Raw genomic sequence first — 18,611 nt, forward strand, 5'->3', positions numbered from 1 at the left:
CGGTTTAAAGCATTCTCAGCAGGCTAGATCAGAATAGTAATGCCATCAACGTCGCCCACTGGACTTGCTAAATCTCACACGGCAAGCTTCACGCTTTAGTGATGGCACGGAGACAGCAATGCTGCCGAAAGAGTTCGTATTCACCATTCGCCCACGCAATCTTGTGGGCACTCTGCTTGTATCGCCGTTAGCTATTCTGGTCGCGTGGTGGATTTTCAACTGGTCTTGGGAAAGCCCAAACGCGCCGGCTTGGGTTCAGGCTGTTGGCTCTATCGCGGCCATCCTAGCGTCGGTGTGGATAGCCAATGCGAAGGATCGACGAGATGAGGAGAAGGCGAAAGAGAAAATAGCTTTGCTCCAAAGCGCGATCAGCCATACCGCAGCAACCACGCACTACTTTGCTGAGGATCTTTTAGACCGTCTTCAGAACTTGGAGCGCATGGGCGCAGTTGATTGGAATCAAGTGAACAGATCGTGTGCTGGTTATTACGAGCAGCTGGATAAGTTTTGCCCAACGGATTTTCACGACGAGCAAGCGGCAATAGCTTATCGGTGCCTGTGGGGAGCTATTAGAGACGCTCGTGCCGACATCAATCCCTCAGAGAGTGCCCGTCAAAGCGTGGATTTTCTTCCAACCGTCCACAAACGGTGCAAGCGAATCATTGAAGCGTCCAACTTTTGGTTTGAAACAGTGCAGTTCGATTATCGCTCAACAAAATGGTCAAGACCTTCGCCAAGTAGTAGCGCTGGGAAAAGCGAATCCAGCGCAATGGGCTCCACTTCGCAGTAGATCCGGACTGCTATCATCTACCGAGGCCGCCGCTTGTCACTCCTACAAAGCGGTCCTACAAACCCAAAATAATTTAACCAATTAACAAGAGCTTACGTGACAGGTAGGGGTGGAGCGGGTTCCCTTCACCCGCTCCACTCAGATTTCGCTCTCACGTTGGTTTTTTGACGGGGGGGCAGATAAAAAAACCGGCTTTGATGGCCGGTTTTTTTGTGCCTGGGATTTGGACATTGGAAGACACGGAGTGGTAGAAAATTAGCGTTTTCGCAAAACATTGCCATTCTCTTAGCGTTTTTCTGCACTCAGTAACAGATTTGCTGGGGACTGCTCAACTTTCCCCCGGTCACCTCCTCGCCCTTTTCCCGTGTAAACGAATCCGCCAGAGCACCTCGAACATGACTCAAAACATCTACGACGATCTCGAATTTTTCCAGGCCTACAGCCAGCTGGGCCGCTCGGTCGGCGGACTCGATGCGGCACCCGAGTGGCCTGCCCTCAAGGCGATGCTGCCACCCCTGCAAGGGTTGAAAGTGGTGGACCTGGGCTGCGGTTATGGCTGGTTCAGCCGCTGGGCCAGTGAGCACGGCGCTGGAAGTGTGCTGGGGCTCGACGTGTCAGAGAAAATGCTGGAACGGGCGCGCCAGACCACCACTGCGTCCAACGTATGTTTTGAACGCGCAGACCTGGAACACCTGGAGTTGCCGAGCGCCGAGTTCGATCTGGCGTACAGCTCGCTGGCACTGCACTACATCAAGGATCTGCCGACGCTGTTCGCCACCATTTATGCGGCGCTGAAGCCCGGCTCGCGTTTCGTCTTCTCGATTGAGCACCCGATCTTCATGGCGCCGCGCAATCCTGGCTGGCTGACTGACAGCGAGGGTCGCAAGCGCTGGCCGGTGGATAGTTATCAGCGCGAAGGTGAGCGAGTGACTAATTGGTTGGCCGAGGGTGTGATCAAGCAGCATCGAACTGTGGGCACGTTGCTGAACACTTTGATTGCAGCGGGATTCACTATCCGCCACGTCAATGAGTGGGGCCCGAGTGATGCGGATGTGGCGGCACTGCCGGCGCTTGCCGAGGAGCGGGAAAGACCGATGATGATGTTGGTGGGTGTGGAGCGCTGAAGAGTGCGAACCGAACAAACGGAGTCCACCTCAAGCCTGTAGGAGCAGAGCTTGCTCGCGATGGCGTAGTGTCAGTCGACATCAATGCTGGATGTCAGTGCGTAATCGCGAGCAAGCTTTGCTCCCACAGAGATGGGATTCAATATTTCTAGGCAGTTACCGGGTCGCCACGATAAACAACCGCGGGAACGGCAGCAGCACTGATCCATCTTCCAACACCGGATAAGCTTTCTCTACACCCGCCAGATACTGCTGCAGAAAATCTTCGCGTTCGCCCTTGGCAAGAGGCTCAAGAAAGGGTCGCAAGCCACTGCCCTTGAACCACTCGACGATCCCCGACGGCCCCGCTGCCAGTGGATGATGGTAGGTGGTCAGCCAGACATCCACCCGCGAACAATATGGGCGCAGCATCGAATAATAATCGCTGGCACCAGCCACTTCCGTGCGCTGCCCGGCAGCTCCTGAGAGCTTTTTCGCCCAAGGCCCGGCAGCGGCCACTTTGCGCATTAACCGGTGCGACGGCTGGTTCAGGGTGTCGGGCATCTGGATCGCCAGGCTTCCCCCCGGTGCAAGCTTGTGCACCAGGGCGGGCAGCAAGGAGGCGTGGTCAGGCAACCACTGCAGAACCGCGTTGGCGAAAATCACATCGAACGGACCGGCCTCGCTCCACTTGTCGATATCCGACACATCGAACTGCAGCTGCGGCAAGCGCTTGCGCGCGGCGTCGATCATATCGCTGGAACTGTCCAGCCCGCGCACAGTGGCATGGGGAAAACGCTCCACCAGCAGCTCCGTGGAATTGCCGGGACCGCAGCCGATATCGATGGCCGAATGCACTTCCACGGGCGGCAACGCCGCCAGCAGGTCACGCGCGGGACGAGTGCGCTCATCTTCGAAGGCGACGTATTGCTTGGCAGACCAACTCATTGCGTTCTCCTGTCGGCTCAACTCTCGAAAATAGCCTCGTAGCAACGGCCCAGCAAAAATAACACGGTCCTATTTGTCTGCCGCGTCCTTGTCCTGCATTTGCACCGAAGACTTGGTGCCATCGGTATTGTCTTGGGTCTCGTTATCCGAATTATCAAAGCAGCCTTGCAGGGCGAACAGGCAGCATGAAAAACACAGGGTGCGGACGATATTCATGGCGCTCTCCAATTCAAAGGGGGTCTAACAAGTGACTGGCTTGTCCGGGTAAAGGTTGCGACCACTGCCATCCGCCACGCCTCTTCAACCATAATTAATATGTAAGCAGAATTTTCCACATGCCGGCGCTGTCTCAAATTTCAGGCGCATCCCAATAAGGAATACGGCAATGAAATTCGCAAAAATCTCGCAGAAGCTCGCCCTGTGGGCTGGCAGTCCCAAGACATTCATGGGCGCCTTGATCCTGATTTTCCTTTGGGGTTTGAGCGGTCCGATTTTTGGCTACGACGACACCTGGCAGCTGATCATCAACACTTCCACCACGATCATTACCTTCCTGATGGTTTTCCTGATCCAGAACACGCAAAACCGCGACACCGACATCCTGCACCTGAAAATCGACGAGTTACTGCGGGTCAACAAGGAAGCGCAGAACGCGATGCTGGGCCTGGAATTACTCGACTTGAAACAGCTGGAAGCGTTGCGTAAACACTACCGCGCCATGGGCGAAAAAGATGTGCATGGGTTGGAGGGGCTGGCATCTGTCAGCAAGCGTAAGCAGAATCTAAACGAATGCTGAGGGAAAAAAAACGGCGCGTTAATCGCGCCGTTTTTCATGTTGTTATCGGCTGGCTTGCAGAGCCCTGGCCATCTGCAGATGGTTCTGCAATTTAGGCAACGTTTCTTCGGCAAAGGCTTTGATTTCCGGCACATCAGTGGACTGCGCCTGCTGCTGCAATTGTTGAATTGCTTCCTCTGTAGTCTTTACCTGATTGGCCGCATACGCCTGATCGAACGCCGCCCCGTCCTGCACCTCTGGCATCAGGGTCTTGGCTTTATCCACCACCTCTTCTCGCGGCGCCACTGGCAAGTCCAGCTGCTTGGCGATCTTGGCCAAATGCTGATTGGCCGTGGTGCGGTCGTTGATCACCACGATGGTGTAGTCCTTGACCTCTTTGGATTCGGTTTTCTGGTGAGCCAGGCGGCTCGCTTCGATGTCGGCCATGCCTTTGGCAGAAGCATCGTTGATGAATTCGGCGGGCGACTGGGCAAAGGCATGCGTGGCAAACAGCCCCAGTAGCGTGGCAAAACTGATTGTGCGTAATCGGGTGGCCATCCGACTCATGGTCGTGCCCTCCTCTTGAAGAATTCAGGCAGGAGCATGAGCTCCCGCCTCTCGATGATGATTGCGGCGAGCAGCAGCCCGCATGGAATAGGAAATTTTAAAAGCCGAAAGGTTTAGAAAGGCTGCGGCTAGTGCGACGAACGGTGGCACGGCGCTTTACTTCGAGGTCGGTGACAGCCAGGGTCAGGTGGTTGAGGCCGGTTAGCAAATTTGTCTCCTCATGGGTATGTTAATGATTCACGGTTATTGGAGCTTAAAAAATGGAAATCAGGACCGAAGTGCTGAATGGTTTTCTTGATACAACAGGTACTTCGCGTGAACACCCAGTCTACGAAAATTCGTTGAACGAAGAACTACGGCAAGCTCTGACTGAGGCTGAGGACGGTGATTTCGCAACAGACGAAGAAATGTGCACTGTCATTAGCAAGTGGACGGTAAACGCCCGCTGATGCTCGCCTAACGGCACAAAACCGATTTGGAACCGTTCGGAGCTCTCCGGCAAGCACGTTCAAGACCTGTGAACTAGCGCTTCTGCGATCCGCCCATTCAACCAGTTGAACGCCTGATTCCCACTTCGGCCGTTGAGTACAGGGTTGCGCATGCCTTCCCTACTGTGGGAGACGAGCTTGCTCGCGATAGCGGTGGATCAGTCGACACAAGTGTTGAAAATCAGACCGCCATCGCGAGCAAGCTTTGCTCCCACAGAGTTCAGATGTGTGTTTGGGAGTGGGGTGTTCAGGAGTTCTAGCGCCGAGGGGTATAGTCTGGCCGCAAAAAACCACCCAGGGCTTGCCATGAAAAGCAGCACCACCCTCCTCGTCACCTGTACCACGGTGTTCCTCGCGCAGTTGGGCATGAGCATCTACCTGCCCGCGCTGCCGGAGATTGCCGGGGCTCTGTCCGCCGACGTGTCGCAGGTGTCCTGGGGATTGGCGGTGTACCTGATCGGCATGGCGTTGCCGATGTTGTTCTGGGGCAGCCTGGGGCAGCGGTTCGGTCGCAAGCCGGTGCTGCTCGCGGCACTGGGTATATACGGGCTGGGCAATCTTGCGCTGCCCCTTGGCCAGACACTCGAATCCTTTCTGTTTTTCCGACTGGTGCAGGGCATCGGCGCCAGCGGAATTTCGGTCATGGCCAGGGTGCTCATCCGCGACAGCTTCAGTGGAGACTTGCTGGCCAAAGCGCTGTCGTGGGTATCTATTTCCTTCGTGGTGGCGCTGGGGATCGGACAGTATCTGGGGTCGATTATTCAGGTGACGGCAGGCTGGTCGGCGATTTTCTACGTGCTGGGTTTTGTCAGCCTGGTGCAGGCGGTGATCGTGTCACAGGTCGCGTTTGCGACACGCGTAGAGGACAACGTTCAGTCATCCGCGTGGCCAAGTTATTGGCGCATTTTGGGCGATCGAGCCTTCCTGCTACCGGCCCTCGCCGGTGGTCTGGGTTATGGAGTGATCATCGCGTTCAACACCGCCGCGCCGCTAATTCTCCAGGGACCGTTCAATTGGTCCGCCGTGGAGTACGGGCTGTTGGGCTGGCCGATCAGTGCGGCGTATTTCCTCGGTGCATTGGCCGTCAACGCTCTGGTGTTGCGCACGGGTCAGCGCCGGCTGATGAAGGTGGGCGTGGGTCTGGCGCTGGCCGGCAGCTTGGTGATGTTGCTGGGAAGTATCGCTTGGGCTTCAATCGCCCTGCTGCTCTGGTTGCCCTACTGCATTGCAGTGTTCGGCCAGTCGTTGAACTACCCGATCAGCCTGGCGCTGGCTAACGACGGTGCGCCGGTCGGTGGTGCCTATGCGATGGCGTTGAGCGGCTTCATTCATCAGCTGATGGCGGCTGTTATCGGCGGAATTGCCAGTCTGATCGCGAGTCCGCAAGCATGGCCTTTGTCACTGCTGTGCACCTTGCTGGCCACGGGTGCGATGCTCTGCGTGACAGTCGCACCCGGCCGCAAAGCCACTTAGAACGCGCTGCGGAAAATCTCCTCGATCTGGCGTTGATCTGCCGCCCGTGGGTTGGTCAGGCCGCAGGCATCTTTCAAGGCGTTAGTGGCGAGGAGCGGGATGTCGCTGAGCTTGGCGCCGAGGTCGCGCAGGCCGGCGGGGATCTCGACATCAAGGGCGAGGGTGCGGATCGCGGTAATGGCGGCCTGGGCGCCCTCCTCCGGGCTGAAACCGCGGATGTCGGCGCCCATGGCATGGGCCACGTCGGTCAGGCGGTCGGCACACACCAGCGCGTTGAAACTCTGCACGTGGGGCAGCAGTACGGCGTTGCATACGCCGTGGGGCAAGTCGTAGAAACCACCCAGTTGGTGGGCCATCGCATGCACGAAACCCAGGGACGCATTGTTGAATGCCATGCCAGCGAGGAACTGCGCGTAGGCCATGTTTTCCCGCGCGGCGAGGTCGCTGCCGTTGCGCACGGCGAGGCGCAGGTTGTTGCTGATCAGGGTGATGGCCTTTAGCGCGCAGGCGTCGGTGATCGGGTTGGCGGCTGTGGACACGTAGGCCTCGATGGCGTGGGTCAGTGCGTCCATGCCAGTCGCCGCAGTCAGGCTTTTGGGCATCGCTACCATCAAGGCCGGGTCATTGACCGACAGCAGCGGCGTGACATTACGGTCGACGATGGCCATTTTCACGTGACGGGATTCATCGGTAATGATGCAGAAACGGGTCATCTCGCTGGCGGTACCGGCGGTGGTGTTGATGGCAATCAGCGGCAGTTGCGCAAGGCTGGATTGATCGACGCCTTCGTAGTCACGGATCTGTCCTCCGTTGGTCGCGCACAGGGCGATGCCCTTGGCGCAGTCGTGAGGCGAACCGCCGCCCAGGGATACTACAAAATCGCACTGGGTTTCCTTGAGCAGGCCCAGGCCAAGCTCGACGTTGGCGATACTCGGGTTGGGTTTGGCCCCGTCGAAAATCACCGACTCGATGTCCAGCTGCGCCAGTTTCCCGGCGATCATCGCGGCCACTCCGGCCTTCGCCAGCCCCGTATCGGTGACGATCAGCGCCTTGCGAAAACCGTACTTGCCAATCGCGACCATCGCTTCGTCGAGGCAGCCGATGCCCATGATGTTTACCGCAGGGATAAAAAAGGTGCTGCTCATGAGCCAATCTCCTGACAAGGGCCAGACCGGCGGTGCCGATCCAGCGGGTACCCACAGGATCGACTCATCGGTGAAGCAGCAACTTGATCTGGCTCAAGGTCTGGTCGTGATAAAGTCGCCGCCCATCAGACCTTTTGCTTCGAGACTTTGACCGCAATGACCGATTTCCAGGATGTTGATGCCCAACTTGAAGACTGGAACGCCTTGCGCGCCACCGCCTCGCTGGACGGCCTGCTGGTGGGCAACGGCGCCAGTCGCGCCGTGTGGGACGATTTCGGCTACGACTCGCTGTTTGAAAACGCCCGCACCGTCGAGGAAAAACCCTTGAGCCAGTCCGAGCTGAGTGTGTTCGATGCCCTGCAGACGCGCAGTTTCGAGCAGGTGCTGAGTGCGCTGAAAACTACCAGCCGGGTCAACAAGGCCCTGGCCGTCAGCTCTGCCGCACCGCGCAATCGTTACTATGCGATCAAGGAAGCACTGATCAATACCGTGCACGCGGTGCATATCCCGTGGCGGTTGGTCGTGCCTGCGACCCTGGCGGCCATCAGTCAGGAACTGGGCCGTTACCGCACGGTGTTCACCACCAACTACGACCTGCTCAACCACTGGGCTATCCAGCACCAGCCAGACGCGATCAGCGACCTGTTCCAGGGCGCAGAACCGCGCTTCGACCTGAGCGCCACGGCGACAGGTCAGACCCGCCTGCTGTACCTGCACGGCGGCCTGCACCTGGTGCGCAACCAGGACGGCACGGCGCGCAAATTGATGACGACCGAGGGCACTTTGCTCGGCAGTTTCGCCATCAACAATACGATCAAGACCCTCGACGATGTGCCGTTGTTCGTCAACGAAGGAAAGTCCCAGGACAAGCTCCGGACCATCCGCAGCTCGGATTATCTGTCGTTCTGTTATGACCAGCTACTGGGGCATGGCGCGGGACTGTGCATCTTTGGGCATGCACTGGGTGAGCAGGACAGTCACATCATCGAGGCGCTGCGTCAGGCGCGACCGAAGGTGGTGGCGATCTCGATTTATCCACGCAGCAAGGCGTTTATCCAGCATCAGAAGCGTCATTACGCGAAGGTGTTCGAAGGGACCGGATCAGAGCTGCGGTTTTTTGATTCGAAGACTCATGCGTTGGGGAGTCCTAAGCTGACGGTGCCCGTCGAGGTATGACCCAACCCTGTGGGAGCCGGCTTGCTGGCGAAGGCGTCCTGTCAGATAACAGATATGTTGACTGACATACTGCTTTCGCCAGCAAGCCGGCTCCCACAGGATGCGCGGTGTGGCTGACTCAATCTTCGGTGCTATGCACCACCACCAGCAACTGCGCCTGAACCTCGCCTACCGAGCGGATCCGGTGCGGTTTCTGCGCGTTGAAATGCAAGGCATCGCCGCGCTCCAGCAGCACTCGCTCATTCATGAAATCCACTTCCACCTGCCCTTCGTGAACGAATAGAAACTCTTCGCCTGTGTGTTCCTTGAACGCCTTGTCGGTGAACTCTGTCGGCGGGTAGATGATGAACGGCAGCAGGCTACGCTCACTGACCTGGTGCGCCAGCACCGCATAGCCCGGACTTTGGTCGTTGGCCGCCAGGGATTGGCGCTCGTTGCTGCGCACCAGGCTGTAGCTGTCGAGGCTGACATTGTCTTCGGAGAACAACTCCTCGACTTTCACATTCAGCGCCTTGGCCAGTTTCAGCGCGGCCGCAATCGACGGCGTGTTCAACCCGCGCTCTACCTTCGACAGGTAACTCTTGGTCATGCCGGATTTTTCGGCCAATGACTCCAGGGTCACACCAAGTTTTTTTCTCAGTAATTTCAAACGGATAGACATGCGAAGCGATTAATCCATCAAGGAATCGACGATTTGTCCTTGCTAATGACACAATGTGTCATATAGCATCTTTGGTGTCATTTGAATGAACTGACCGAAGGACACACCCATGGCCAAGACATTAGCACTACCCAAGGAACAACTGGTCAAGCAGGCGCTGACCCAGATGCAAAATACCCTGGCGGATAATACGTGGACCGAGCGGCAAAAGCTGGCCCTGACCTGCCGAATCCTGTTCGAGAACGGTCACGACTCGGGCCTTGCCGGGCAAATTACCTCGCGCGGCCCGACGCCAGGCACTTACTACACTCAGCAACTGGGCCTGGGCTTCGACGAAATCACCGCCAGCAACCTGTTGCTGGTCAACGAAGACCTCGAAGTCCTGGAAGGCCACGGCATGCCCAACCCGGCCAACCGTTTTCACAGTTGGGTGTACCGCGCAAGGCCTGACGTGAACTGCATCATCCACACGCACCCGACCCACGTCGCGGCGCTGTCGATGCTGGAGGTGCCGCTGCAGATTTCCCACATGGACCTCTGCCCGCTCTACGAAGACTGTGCATTTCTCGAAGGCTGGCCAGGCGTGCCGGTGGGTAACGAAGAAGGTGAACTGATCGCCGGCGCCCTGGGAAACAAGCGCGCGATCCTGCTTTCGCACCATGGCCAGTTGTCCACCGGGACGACAATCGAGGAAGCCTGTGTGATCGCCCAATTGATCGAGCGCGCGGCAAAGTTGCAGCTGCTGGCCATGAGTGCCGGGACCATCAAGCCGATCCTGCCGGAACTGGGCCGCGAAGCCCACGACTGGATCGCCAGGCCCAAACGCCACGCCGCCGCTTTCAACTATTACGCTCGGCAGAACCTGCGCCACCACGCTGATTGCCTGAACTGAACCCATTCCATTTTCAAACGGAGAGACAGCATGTCGACCCCAACCATTCACGGCATCATCGGCTACACCATTACCCCTTTTACCGCCAAAGGCGAAGGCGTTGATCTTGACGCGCTCGGGCGCTCCATCGACCGCCTGATCGACGCTGGCGTGCATGCAATCGCGCCGCTGGGCAGCACCGGCGAAGGCGCTTATTTAAGCGATGCCGAGTGGGATCAGGTCAGTGAATTCAGTATCAAGCACGTGGCCAAACGGGTGCCCACCGTGGTCAGCGTGTCCGACCTTACCACCGCCAAAGCAGTGCGCCGCGCGCGCTTCGCCGAAGCCCAGGGCGCAGACGTGGTGATGGTGTTGCCGGCGTCCTACTGGAAACTCAGCGAAGCGGAAATCCTCGCCCATTACCAGGCCATCGGCGACAGCATTGGCGTGCCGATCATGCTCTACAACAACCCGGCCACCAGCGGCACCGACATGTCGGTGGACCTGATCCTGCGCATCTTCAACTCCGTGGAGAACGTGACCATGGTCAAGGAGAGCACCGGTGACATCCAGCGCATGCACAGGCTGCAATTGCTCGGCGAGGGGCAGGTGCCGTTCTACAACGGTTGCAATCCGCTGGCACTGGAGGCTTTTGCGGCCGGAGCAAAAGGCTGGTGCACGGCGGCGCCGAACCTGATCCCACAGCTCAATCTGGATTTGTATCAGGCGGTACTGGCCAACGACCTCGGCAAGGCGCGGGAACTGTTCTATCGCCAGTTGCCACTGCTGGACTTCATTCTGAAAGGCGGGCTGCCGGCGACGATCAAGGCGGGCTTGCGCGCGACCGGACTGGAAGCGGGTGATCCGCGGCTGCCGGTGTTTGCGCTGGGAGATGCGGGTGTCGGGCAGTTGCAGGATTTGCTGAAAGAATTGCGCTGATCTGTTGAGACACCTCAACCCCCTGTAGGAGTGAGCCTGCTCGCGATGGCGGTGTATCAGTCGACATCAAAGTTGCCTGTAACACCGCAATCGCGAGCAGGCTCACTCCTACAGGGGGATTAGTGTTGGATTTGAGGGTGTGATCAGAGCACCAGCAAGGTCTTGTCCTTGATCACCGTAGTCGGCCCGTTCGCCTTGACGCTGGCAATGCCTTTTTCCAGCGCAGATGCATTGGTGTATGCCTCGCTACTGCCGATGATCTCGTGATTGCCGGCTTTGAGGTTGAAGTAGGGGTGACCGTCCCTGGTGGTTTTCTTTTCGTAGCGTTCGTCCAGCGGGCTGTTGCTCTGAACCGCCGCAATGCCTTTGTCGGCAGCGGCGCGGGTGGTGTACTGCTCGCTGGTCAGAATGGTTTCGGCATTGGCGGCTTTCAGAACAAACCTGAACTGGCCACTGCTGCTTTTGCTCACTTCATACCATCCGGACATGCTGGTTCTCCTTGGCGATTGAGAGGATTCGCGCTTCAGAGTAAAGACCAGCCACGGTTTTTTGTCGCCTGTGCGGGCCTCATCGCGAGCAGGCTCACTCCTAAAGGGAAATGCATTCCACTGTAGGAGTGAGCCTGCTCGCGATGGAGGCGACACGGTCTGCGCTACTTGGCAGCCGCGCGCACCACCGACAACCCAGGCACCGGCACCCGCCGCTGGCTCAGATAACGCGTACAACTCACCCGCAGAAACGAAGCAAAATTCACCACCTCCCCGCGATAATCCATCACCTCTTCATACAGCTTGGCGATCAACTGGTTGGTGGTCATCCCGTCGACTTGGGCGATTTCGCTGAGGATGTCCCAGAACTGGTTTTCCAGGCGCAGGGTGGTCACCACCCCGCAAATGCGCAGCGAGCGAGAGCGCGATTCGTAGAGGATCGGATCAGCCTTGACGTAAAGCTCGCACATCGGCGTTTTCCTCGTTACAGGGTGATTTTGGTACCCAGCAACCCGAGGAAACCGGCGAGCCAGTTCGGGTGCGCCGGCCAGGCAGGAGCAGTCGCCAGATTGCCCTGAACGTGGCCCTGCGTCACCGGGATATCGATGAACGTACCGCCCGCCAGGCGCACTTCGGGTGCACAGGCCGGGTAGGCGCTGCACTCACGCCCTTCGAGAATCCCCGCGGCCGCCAGCAATTGTGCACCGTGGCACACGGCTGCGATCGGTTTGCCGGCCTGGTCGAACGCTCGCACCAGGTCCAGGACCTGTTCATTGAGGCGCAGGTATTCCGGTGCGCGACCGCCCGGGATCACCAGTGCGTCGTAGTCCTGCGCCTTGACCTGGGCAAAATCGAAGTTCAGGGCGAACAGGTGGCCGGGCTTTTCGCTGTAGGTCTGGTCGCCTTCGAAGTCGTGGATAGCCGTGCGCACGGTCTGGCCGGCGCTTTTGTCCGGGCAGACCGCATGCACCGTGTGGCCGACCATCAGCAATGCCTGGAACGGCACCATCACTTCGTAGTCTTCGACGTAATCGCCGACCAGCATGAGGATTTTCTTGGCAGCCATGGGGAGGACTCCTTTGGGGTACGGGGAGTACTGAAGGTAGTCTCTTTGTTTTGGGGTGGGTAATAGCCTGTTACTACGGTGAAAGCAAAATCAAAAGATCGCAGCCTTCGGCAGCTCCTACCGGAGTACGCCCTCCAAATGTAGGAGCTGCCGTGTTGCGATCTTTTGGGATTAGCTCAGATACCCGTCAGCCCGCAGCAGCGTCTCCAGACAATGCTCACTAATCCGATAAAAATCCTTCAACTCCTGGATCTTCAGCAGCAACTGCGCCGGATCCACCGGCTCGGCGCGCTTGACCGCGAGGATCATCTTGTTTTTGTTGGTGTGGTCGAGCGAAATGAACTCGAACACCTTGGTCTCATAACCGCAGGCTTCGAGGAACAGCGCACGCAGGCTGTCGGTGACCATTTCCGCCTGCTGGCCCAGATGCAGGCCATATTGCAGCATCGGCTTGAGCAAGGCAGGACTCTGGATCTGCAAGCGAATCTGTTTGTGACAGCACGGCGAACACATGATGATCGAGGCGCCGGAACGGATGCCGGTGTGGATCGCATAGTCGGTGGCTATGTCGCAGGCATGCAAGGCGATCATCACATCAAGCTCACTCGGCGCCACGCTGCGCACATCGCCGCATTTGAACACCAGCCCCGGATGGTCCAGCTTGGCGGCCGCAGCGTTGCACAGGGTCACCATGTCCTCGCGCAGCTCGACCCCCGTGACCTCCCCCTCGGCCTTCAAGGTATTGCGCAGGTAATCGTGAATCGCAAACGTCAGGTAGCCCTTGCCTGAGCCAAAGTCGGCGACGCGCACCGGCTGGTCCAGCACCAGCGGCGAGGTGGTCAGCGCATGGCTGAACACCTCGATGAACTTGTTGATCTGCTTCCACTTGCGCGACATCGCCGGGATCAGCTCGTGTTGCTTGTTGGTCACTCCAAGGTCGGCGAGAAATGGCCGGCTCAGGTCGAGAAAGCGGTTTTTCTCACGGTTGTGCTCGGCCGAAGGCACTTCCCGCAATTGCTGTGGTTTGCTCTTGAACAGCGAACTCTTGCCCTTCTTGCTGTATTCGAGCTGGGCCTCATCCGTCAGCGCCAGCAAATGCGCATTCTTGAACGCCGCCGGCAGCAGTGCAGCAATGCTCGCCACACCCTCGGCCAGCGCCAGGTTCTTGGTGATGTCGCGGGTCTTGTAGCGATAGACGAACGACAGACACGGCTGATCCTTGACCGTCAGTTGCTTGATGATCAGGCGCTGCAAGTCCGGCTCCTCACCGACGTACTTGGCCAGCACCAGCTTGATGAAAGCGTTCTCATCAAGGCTCGATTGCAGCAGATCAATAAACTGCGCGTGATGATCCGGCACGAGGCTGGCGGGGTTGGCAACAATGGACATGGCAGAAACGGCCTCGGGCGTAGCGAAACGGGGAATGCCGGTATTTTAAGGGGGATGGCTGCTTTGGGCACGGAGTAATTTCCCCGGGCCCTGAACTGCGTCTCTGCGGTGAGCCCTACGGCTCCACCAGCCGAAGTTTGCGATTGATCGGCGAGTTGATGACGTATTTGACGATAAGCCCCACCGGCACGGCCCACGTAAGGCCGTTGTCGGGATCGGTAATCACGGCAATGGTGTCCGAACTGGCAGCGACATCCAGGCGCCGTCGATCGTTGCAGGACTTGAGCAGCCCATAGGCGTGGCTCACCAGCTTTTCCGCCAGGTGCATCGGCACGTCCAGGTCTTGCAGATGCTTCACCGCACGACAGAACAATACCTGATCATCGCTCACCGCCTGGCTTTCATGGCGCGCGAGAAACGACCTGGCGATATCCAGCAGATCCTCATGCATTTCAAAATATTCATCGTCTGTTTTCATGCTCCCGACTCCGGGTGCGTGCTCGCCGCAGGCTCGCTCTCCACGACCGGTCGGGCCGCACTGCGTAGATCAGGTCCGGCACACGGCAGGTGCACCGCCGGATTGGGCATACCGCTCGGAGACAGCTCATGAGTCATTTCGAATTCGGCGCGAACCGACCAGCCGCACGCTTCCGAAGTGCATTGCAGGTAGGCCACCCGCAGGAATATATGCCGCCCTTCGCTGGTCCGGATACGCATCCGGTTCAAGCAGTGCGGGCACACCATTTTGTAGGTACTCATGCGGGATTCCCTGAAGTCAGCTGGTGGTAATCAACTTGAGCAAACGCAATACTGCCGCATGCATTGATCGCCTCGGTTCGGTCATGGGTTAAACGTCTGCCAGACGCAAGGATGGGCGACGCGCAGCCGCGCAGCGGGTACAAGCCAAGCTTGTAGGAAATCACCCTGATACCATTAGGAAGTTTCGACATCGTATTCTTCTTGCTCATAGTTGAAGTTTGATTGCTCACAAGATAAAAACAACTCAATACGCATACGTTAATTACTCGAAATGCATGTGTCAAAAGCCAGAGGCTCCAATTGCGTAACAAAAAATCCCAAGCCGTCCTGGCGCGCCTGAAGCTGATCACCGGCACAAAGACCGATGCGTCCTTATCTTTGGCGCTACAGATCAGCCCCCAGACCCTTAGCAGTTGGAAAGGTCGAGACAGCACGCCATACTCAATATGCGTAGATCTTGCCCGCGCCAAGGGCATATCACTCGACTGGTTGCTGCTCGGTGAAGGGCCCATGTTGCGTCAATCGTCTGAAGATCGGGTGGGTGACACGTCAGAACGGACGCTGCAGGAAACCACCGTATTGACGCTGTGGCGGCTGCTCAGCGAAGAGGATCGCGTGGTCGTGCAGAGCGTGCTGGAAGACAAGCACCGCCTGCGGGATTTGGAACTCAAACTGTCGGAAATGTCCGCCGCGCTGGCCGAGCTGAGGCACCCTGGATAATGGACCCAAGGCCACTGCGCCGTTACTTCACCGCCCCCCACAACAGCATGATGTTCCCACCACTGCGGATGATCAGTAGGCAGGCCAGCACACTCACTCCCGCATGCCATGGACTGACGGGCACCGAGCTCAGCAGAACATCCATGCCGGCCAGGCAAAACGTGCCTCCGCATAGGCTGTTCACCAGTCCGTCACGCCACCAGTTACACCCCTCATCTCGCCGATAGCAGGCCAGCCTGAGCGCACTGAGCAAATGCGCAATGGCCGTTAACAACACCAGAATCATCGATGCGCCGCCCATCATCCGCGCCCCTTGAGGTGGCGGATGATGTCGCCGATGCCTGCGCCATCGATCCACTGCATCAGTTTTATACTCACCGGGATCACGATCAGTGCGCAGATAAAGGCCGTTACCCCTCCGGTCAGCGAGGGCGCCAACGGCAGTGCGACGGGGGTGAACAGATAGCCGACGCCGGCTGATAACAGCAACGAGCCCAGGCGCTGCCAGGCCTTGAAGTTAACCCGAGTGGTGGTGACGAGCCAGGCGCCGAGCGCCGCACCGAACAACGCCTCGCCATCGATCGACGGCAACGTGCCGATCCCCAGCCCCAACAACAGGCCGCTGACGCTGTTGTAGGTCGAGTCAGTCATGCTCATCGCAGACTCCCCCGTCGCGCCTGGCCACTGCGATGACTCCCAGTTCAATGGCTTTGTAGACGGCGGCCATACGCGAATGCACGGCGAATTTGCGGCGGATATTGGTGAAGTGAAAATTGACCGTGGACACCGAGCAATTCTGTATCAGGGCAATCTCCCAGGAGGTCTTTCCGTGGAAGCACCAATGCAGTACTTGTTTCTCTTTGACCGTCAGTTGGGTCACAGGCGGCTCGTCGTCAGTGAGCCCCCCTTCGTTGACAGAGTTGAGCGGTTGATGAGCTGACATGACAAAAACTCCCTCCAGGTCAGAACACCCGATTCAGGGCGTTCGCTATTGGAGGGAGATGTTGAAGACAAGCCGGAACTCGAACAACGGCCGGGGTTTGTAGCGCAGTGATACACAACCAGGCGCTATGACCTAACCCAATACCACCAAACGGTTGGGCAACTCATTTCGCACATGCGTCACTGGCACATGCACCTTCAGCAGTTCGCCACAGGCTTCAACGCAGGTCACAAACCCCTGCAACGTCTGCCCCCGCTTCACCTGACGGGTGAAGGCCGAGACAATCGCATCCCAGCTCTTGTCGTCCAGGCGACTGGAAATCCCCTCGTCCACCAGAATTTCCACATACCGTTCGGCTTCGCAGACGAAAATCAGCATGCCGGTACTGCCTACCGTGTGGTGCAGGTTCTGTTCGAGAAACTGCCTACGCGCCAGGTTAGAGGCCCGCCAGTGACGAACCGAACGCGGGATCAGGTGGGTGGTGATGCGCGGAATGCGGAACAACAGGCACAGCACGATGAAACTCGCCCATTGCACCAGCAACAGGCTGTGCAGGGTCAGCCAGCCCGTCAGGTAATGCACGATACCGGGCACCACCAGCGCCAGAAGGCTGGCCCACAGCAGCGGGATGTAGGCATAGTCGTCAGCGCGAGCGGCGAGTACGGTGACCAGTTCAGCGTCAGTGTCGCGCTCAACCCGGGCAATCGCTTCGGCGACCTTGCGCTGTTCGTGTTCATTCAGTAATGCCATTTCAGAAACGCTCGCTCACTTATTGTCATCACCAGCCGCCCGACGAACCGCCGCCCCCGAAACTGCCCCCGCCACCACTGAAGCCTCCGCCTCCGCCTCCACCGCCACCAAAACCACCACCGCCGAAACCGCCGCCCGAACCGCCTCGACCACCGCCGCCACTGGGCAGGATGCCGAGCATCTGGCAGACGAACACGACCAGGATGAACAGCATCACCAGGAACACGAACACCCCTGGGTGGCGTGACATGAAATCGCTGTCCGGGTCCCCTCGGGACTCGTAGACCGTGGAGGGCTCGTCCAGGGGATTACCGCCCAGCACCACCAGCATGGCCGCGACACCGTCGCTGATGCCCTTGCTGAAGTTACCGGTCTTGAACGACGGCGTGATCACCTGGTTGATGATCACCGAACTCTGCGCATCGGTGAGGCGGTCTTCCAGCCCGTAACCGACCTCGATCCGCAAGCGCCGATCATCACGAGCCACGATCAACAGCGCGCCGTTGTTCTTGTCCTTCTGGCCGATTCCCCAGTAACGCCCCAGCTGATAACCGAAGTCAGCAATGTCGGCGCTCTGCAAATCCGCCACGGTGACCACCACCAGCTGTTCACCGGTGGCTTTTTCGTGGGCTTCAAGCTGCTGGGCCAACTGCTCGCGCACCGCAGGCTCAATCATCTGGGCGTTATCGACTACCCGCCCGGTCAGCTGTGGAAACTTCAATTCGGCCTGGGCCGCCAGGGCAAACACCCAAAGCAGCAGCACCAGGCCAACTCTCAACACGCGCATTGGCAACCTCTTCCGTGGTAAAGCAGCAACCCGATCAGAACTTCACTTGAGGTGCTTTCTCGGCATCGGGACTGGTCGCCTCGAAGGTTTCACGCACTGGCAGGTCGCTGTACATCACACTGTGCCAGAGGCGACCCGGGAAGGTGCGGATCTCGGTGTTGTATTTCTGCACTGCGAGGATGAAATCCCGTCGCGCGACCGCGATACGGTTCTCGGTGCCTTCCAGCTGCGACTGCAGCGCCAGGAAGTTCTGGTTGGCCTTGAGGTCCGGATAACGCTCGGACACCACCATCAGGCGGCTCAGCGCACCGGTCAGTTGATCCTGGGCTTGCTGGAACTGCTTGAGCTTTTCCGGGTTGTCGAGGGTGCTGGCATCCACCTGAATCGAAGTTGCCTTGGCTCGCGCCTCGATCACTGCGGTCAGGGTTTCTTCTTCATGCTTGGCATAGCCCTTCACTGTCTCGACCAGGTTGGGGATCAGGTCGGCACGGCGCTGGTACTGGTTCTGCACCTGACCCCAGGCCGCCTTGGCCTGTTCGTCGAGAGTCGGGATGTTGTTGATGCCGCAGCCGGCCAACAGTGTGGTCAGCAACATCAAGGCGGCCATTTGCAGGCTCGACCGATAGTGGTGTCGTACATTCATCTGGTTGACGCTCCCTTGCACATTCCGTTGAAAAAACAACCTGCGAACTTTGAACACGGCTCTTGGGGCATAATCGGCGCCGCTACTGGATTGCATCCTGCCGATGGGCTAAAAGATGCTCCAACATTAA

Annotated in this window: 25 protein-coding genes; 8 read left to right on the forward strand and 17 right to left on the reverse strand. The window is 58.3% G+C overall.

What is annotated here, in order from left to right; all coding sequences use genetic code 11:
- Window positions 1–118 precede the first annotated feature (118 nt).
- Together ACYZTK_RS09030 and ACYZTK_RS09035 are read left to right on the forward strand one after the other, a co-directional pair.
- Window positions 119–790, forward strand: a complete 672-nt coding sequence (locus ACYZTK_RS09030) for a hypothetical protein (protein ID WP_462014114.1) — start codon at window positions 119–121, stop codon at window positions 788–790.
- 395 nt (window positions 791–1,185) lie between these two features.
- The gene (locus ACYZTK_RS09035; protein ID WP_462014115.1) at window positions 1,186–1,914 is read left to right on the forward strand and encodes a class I SAM-dependent methyltransferase; all 729 of its coding nucleotides are present in this window, start codon (window positions 1,186–1,188) and stop codon (window positions 1,912–1,914) included.
- Between the two features lie 156 nt (window positions 1,915–2,070).
- Here ACYZTK_RS09035 and tam read toward each other — a convergent pair whose 3' ends face one another.
- Window positions 2,071–2,841: a trans-aconitate 2-methyltransferase gene (gene tam, locus ACYZTK_RS09040; RefSeq protein WP_462014116.1), complete on the reverse strand. Its 771-nt coding sequence runs from the start codon at window positions 2,839–2,841 to the stop codon at window positions 2,071–2,073.
- A 69-nt stretch (window positions 2,842–2,910) separates the two neighbouring features.
- Window positions 2,911–3,057, reverse strand: coding sequence for a hypothetical protein (locus tag ACYZTK_RS09045; protein WP_462014117.1), 147 nt, complete (start codon window positions 3,055–3,057; stop codon window positions 2,911–2,913).
- 169 nt (window positions 3,058–3,226) lie between these two features.
- Here ACYZTK_RS09045 and ACYZTK_RS09050 point away from each other — a divergent pair, with 169 nt between their 5' ends.
- Window positions 3,227–3,637: a low affinity iron permease family protein gene (locus tag ACYZTK_RS09050; RefSeq protein ID WP_462014118.1), complete on the forward strand. Its 411-nt coding sequence runs from the start codon at window positions 3,227–3,229 to the stop codon at window positions 3,635–3,637.
- Window positions 3,638–3,679: 42 nt separating this feature from the next.
- On the opposite strand, the gene ACYZTK_RS09055 is transcribed toward ACYZTK_RS09050, so the two are convergent.
- Window positions 3,680–4,183: a DUF4142 domain-containing protein gene (locus ACYZTK_RS09055; protein WP_462014119.1), complete on the reverse strand. Its 504-nt coding sequence runs from the start codon at window positions 4,181–4,183 to the stop codon at window positions 3,680–3,682.
- 794 nt (window positions 4,184–4,977) lie between these two features.
- Between ACYZTK_RS09055 and ACYZTK_RS09060 the strand changes: the two genes are divergently transcribed.
- Window positions 4,978–6,144: an MFS transporter gene (locus tag ACYZTK_RS09060; RefSeq protein WP_462014120.1), complete on the forward strand. Its 1,167-nt coding sequence runs from the start codon at window positions 4,978–4,980 to the stop codon at window positions 6,142–6,144.
- Here the strand turns inward: ACYZTK_RS09060 and yiaY are convergent.
- On the reverse strand, window positions 6,141–7,289 hold the full coding sequence (gene yiaY, locus ACYZTK_RS09065; RefSeq protein WP_462014121.1) for an L-threonine dehydrogenase: 1,149 nt from the start codon (window positions 7,287–7,289) through the stop codon (window positions 6,141–6,143). The two genes, ACYZTK_RS09060 and yiaY, sit on opposite strands and share 4 nt — an antisense overlap.
- Before the next feature lie 156 nt (window positions 7,290–7,445).
- On the opposite strand from yiaY, the gene ACYZTK_RS09070 reads away from it, so the two are divergent.
- Entirely contained in the window at window positions 7,446–8,465 is a 1,020-nt protein-coding gene (locus ACYZTK_RS09070) for a DUF4917 family protein (RefSeq protein ID WP_462014122.1), read from the forward strand.
- A gap of 118 nt (window positions 8,466–8,583) precedes the next feature.
- Here the strand turns inward: ACYZTK_RS09070 and ACYZTK_RS09075 are convergent, their stop codons facing one another.
- Window positions 8,584–9,126, reverse strand: a complete 543-nt coding sequence (locus ACYZTK_RS09075; protein ID WP_462014123.1) for a helix-turn-helix domain-containing protein — start codon at window positions 9,124–9,126, stop codon at window positions 8,584–8,586.
- A gap of 109 nt (window positions 9,127–9,235) precedes the next feature.
- Here ACYZTK_RS09075 and ACYZTK_RS09080 point away from each other — a divergent pair, with 109 nt between their 5' ends.
- Window positions 9,236–10,018, forward strand: coding sequence for an aldolase (locus ACYZTK_RS09080; RefSeq protein ID WP_462014124.1), 783 nt, complete (start codon window positions 9,236–9,238; stop codon window positions 10,016–10,018).
- A gap of 30 nt (window positions 10,019–10,048) precedes the next feature.
- A complete protein-coding gene (locus ACYZTK_RS09085) occupies window positions 10,049–10,936 on the forward strand; it encodes a dihydrodipicolinate synthase family protein (protein WP_462014125.1) in 888 nt (295 codons plus the stop codon).
- 143 nt (window positions 10,937–11,079) lie between these two features.
- Here ACYZTK_RS09085 and ACYZTK_RS09090 read toward each other — a convergent pair whose 3' ends face one another.
- The 6 genes from ACYZTK_RS09090 to ACYZTK_RS09115 form a co-directional block, all read right to left on the reverse strand.
- Window positions 11,080–11,424 (reverse strand): YegP family protein, encoded by a 345-nt coding sequence (locus ACYZTK_RS09090; protein ID WP_462014126.1) that lies wholly within the window; start codon window positions 11,422–11,424, stop codon window positions 11,080–11,082.
- Between the two features lie 164 nt (window positions 11,425–11,588).
- On the reverse strand, window positions 11,589–11,894 hold the full coding sequence (locus ACYZTK_RS09095; protein WP_462014127.1) for a ribbon-helix-helix domain-containing protein: 306 nt from the start codon (window positions 11,892–11,894) through the stop codon (window positions 11,589–11,591).
- Window positions 11,895–11,908: 14 nt separating this feature from the next.
- Entirely contained in the window at window positions 11,909–12,490 is a 582-nt protein-coding gene (locus ACYZTK_RS09100) for a DJ-1/PfpI family protein (protein ID WP_462014128.1), read from the reverse strand.
- A 171-nt stretch (window positions 12,491–12,661) separates the two neighbouring features.
- Window positions 12,662–13,879, reverse strand: a complete 1,218-nt coding sequence (locus ACYZTK_RS09105; RefSeq protein WP_462014129.1) for a class I SAM-dependent methyltransferase — start codon at window positions 13,877–13,879, stop codon at window positions 12,662–12,664.
- Window positions 13,880–13,994: 115 nt separating this feature from the next.
- Window positions 13,995–14,357 (reverse strand): hypothetical protein, encoded by a 363-nt coding sequence (locus ACYZTK_RS09110; RefSeq protein ID WP_462014130.1) that lies wholly within the window; start codon window positions 14,355–14,357, stop codon window positions 13,995–13,997.
- Entirely contained in the window at window positions 14,354–14,638 is a 285-nt protein-coding gene (locus ACYZTK_RS09115; RefSeq protein WP_462014131.1) for an Ogr/Delta-like zinc finger protein, read from the reverse strand. The genes ACYZTK_RS09110 and ACYZTK_RS09115 overlap by 4 nt, the downstream gene beginning before the upstream one ends.
- Before the next feature lie 300 nt (window positions 14,639–14,938).
- On the opposite strand from ACYZTK_RS09115, the gene ACYZTK_RS09120 reads away from it, so the two are divergent.
- Window positions 14,939–15,358, forward strand: a complete 420-nt coding sequence (locus tag ACYZTK_RS09120) for a helix-turn-helix domain-containing protein (RefSeq protein WP_462014132.1) — start codon at window positions 14,939–14,941, stop codon at window positions 15,356–15,358.
- Window positions 15,359–15,380: 22 nt separating this feature from the next.
- On the opposite strand, the gene ACYZTK_RS09125 is transcribed toward ACYZTK_RS09120, so the two are convergent.
- The 6 genes from ACYZTK_RS09125 to ACYZTK_RS09150 all read right to left on the reverse strand — a co-directional run bounded on the left by ACYZTK_RS09125 (window position 15,381) and on the right by ACYZTK_RS09150 (window position 18,481).
- A complete protein-coding gene (locus ACYZTK_RS09125; protein WP_462014133.1) occupies window positions 15,381–15,662 on the reverse strand; it encodes a phage holin family protein in 282 nt (93 codons plus the stop codon).
- Window positions 15,659–16,015, reverse strand: a complete 357-nt coding sequence (locus ACYZTK_RS09130) for a putative holin (RefSeq protein ID WP_462014134.1) — start codon at window positions 16,013–16,015, stop codon at window positions 15,659–15,661. Before ACYZTK_RS09130 ends, ACYZTK_RS09125 begins: the two co-directional genes overlap by 4 nt.
- Window positions 16,002–16,301, reverse strand: coding sequence for a helix-turn-helix transcriptional regulator (locus tag ACYZTK_RS09135; protein ID WP_462014135.1), 300 nt, complete (start codon window positions 16,299–16,301; stop codon window positions 16,002–16,004). Before ACYZTK_RS09135 ends, ACYZTK_RS09130 begins: the two co-directional genes overlap by 14 nt.
- A gap of 132 nt (window positions 16,302–16,433) precedes the next feature.
- Window positions 16,434–17,051 carry a TPM domain-containing protein gene (locus ACYZTK_RS09140; protein ID WP_462014136.1) on the reverse strand — a complete coding sequence of 206 codons (618 nt, stop codon included), beginning with the start codon at window positions 17,049–17,051 and terminating at the stop codon, window positions 16,434–16,436.
- 28 nt (window positions 17,052–17,079) lie between these two features.
- The gene (locus ACYZTK_RS09145) at window positions 17,080–17,838 is read right to left on the reverse strand and encodes a TPM domain-containing protein (protein ID WP_462014137.1); all 759 of its coding nucleotides are present in this window, start codon (window positions 17,836–17,838) and stop codon (window positions 17,080–17,082) included.
- A gap of 34 nt (window positions 17,839–17,872) precedes the next feature.
- On the reverse strand, window positions 17,873–18,481 hold the full coding sequence (locus tag ACYZTK_RS09150) for a LemA family protein (protein WP_462014138.1): 609 nt from the start codon (window positions 18,479–18,481) through the stop codon (window positions 17,873–17,875).
- Between the last annotated feature and the right edge of the window lie 130 nt (window positions 18,482–18,611).

It is taken from the genome of Pseudomonas sp. LB3P31 (assembly GCF_054897945.1).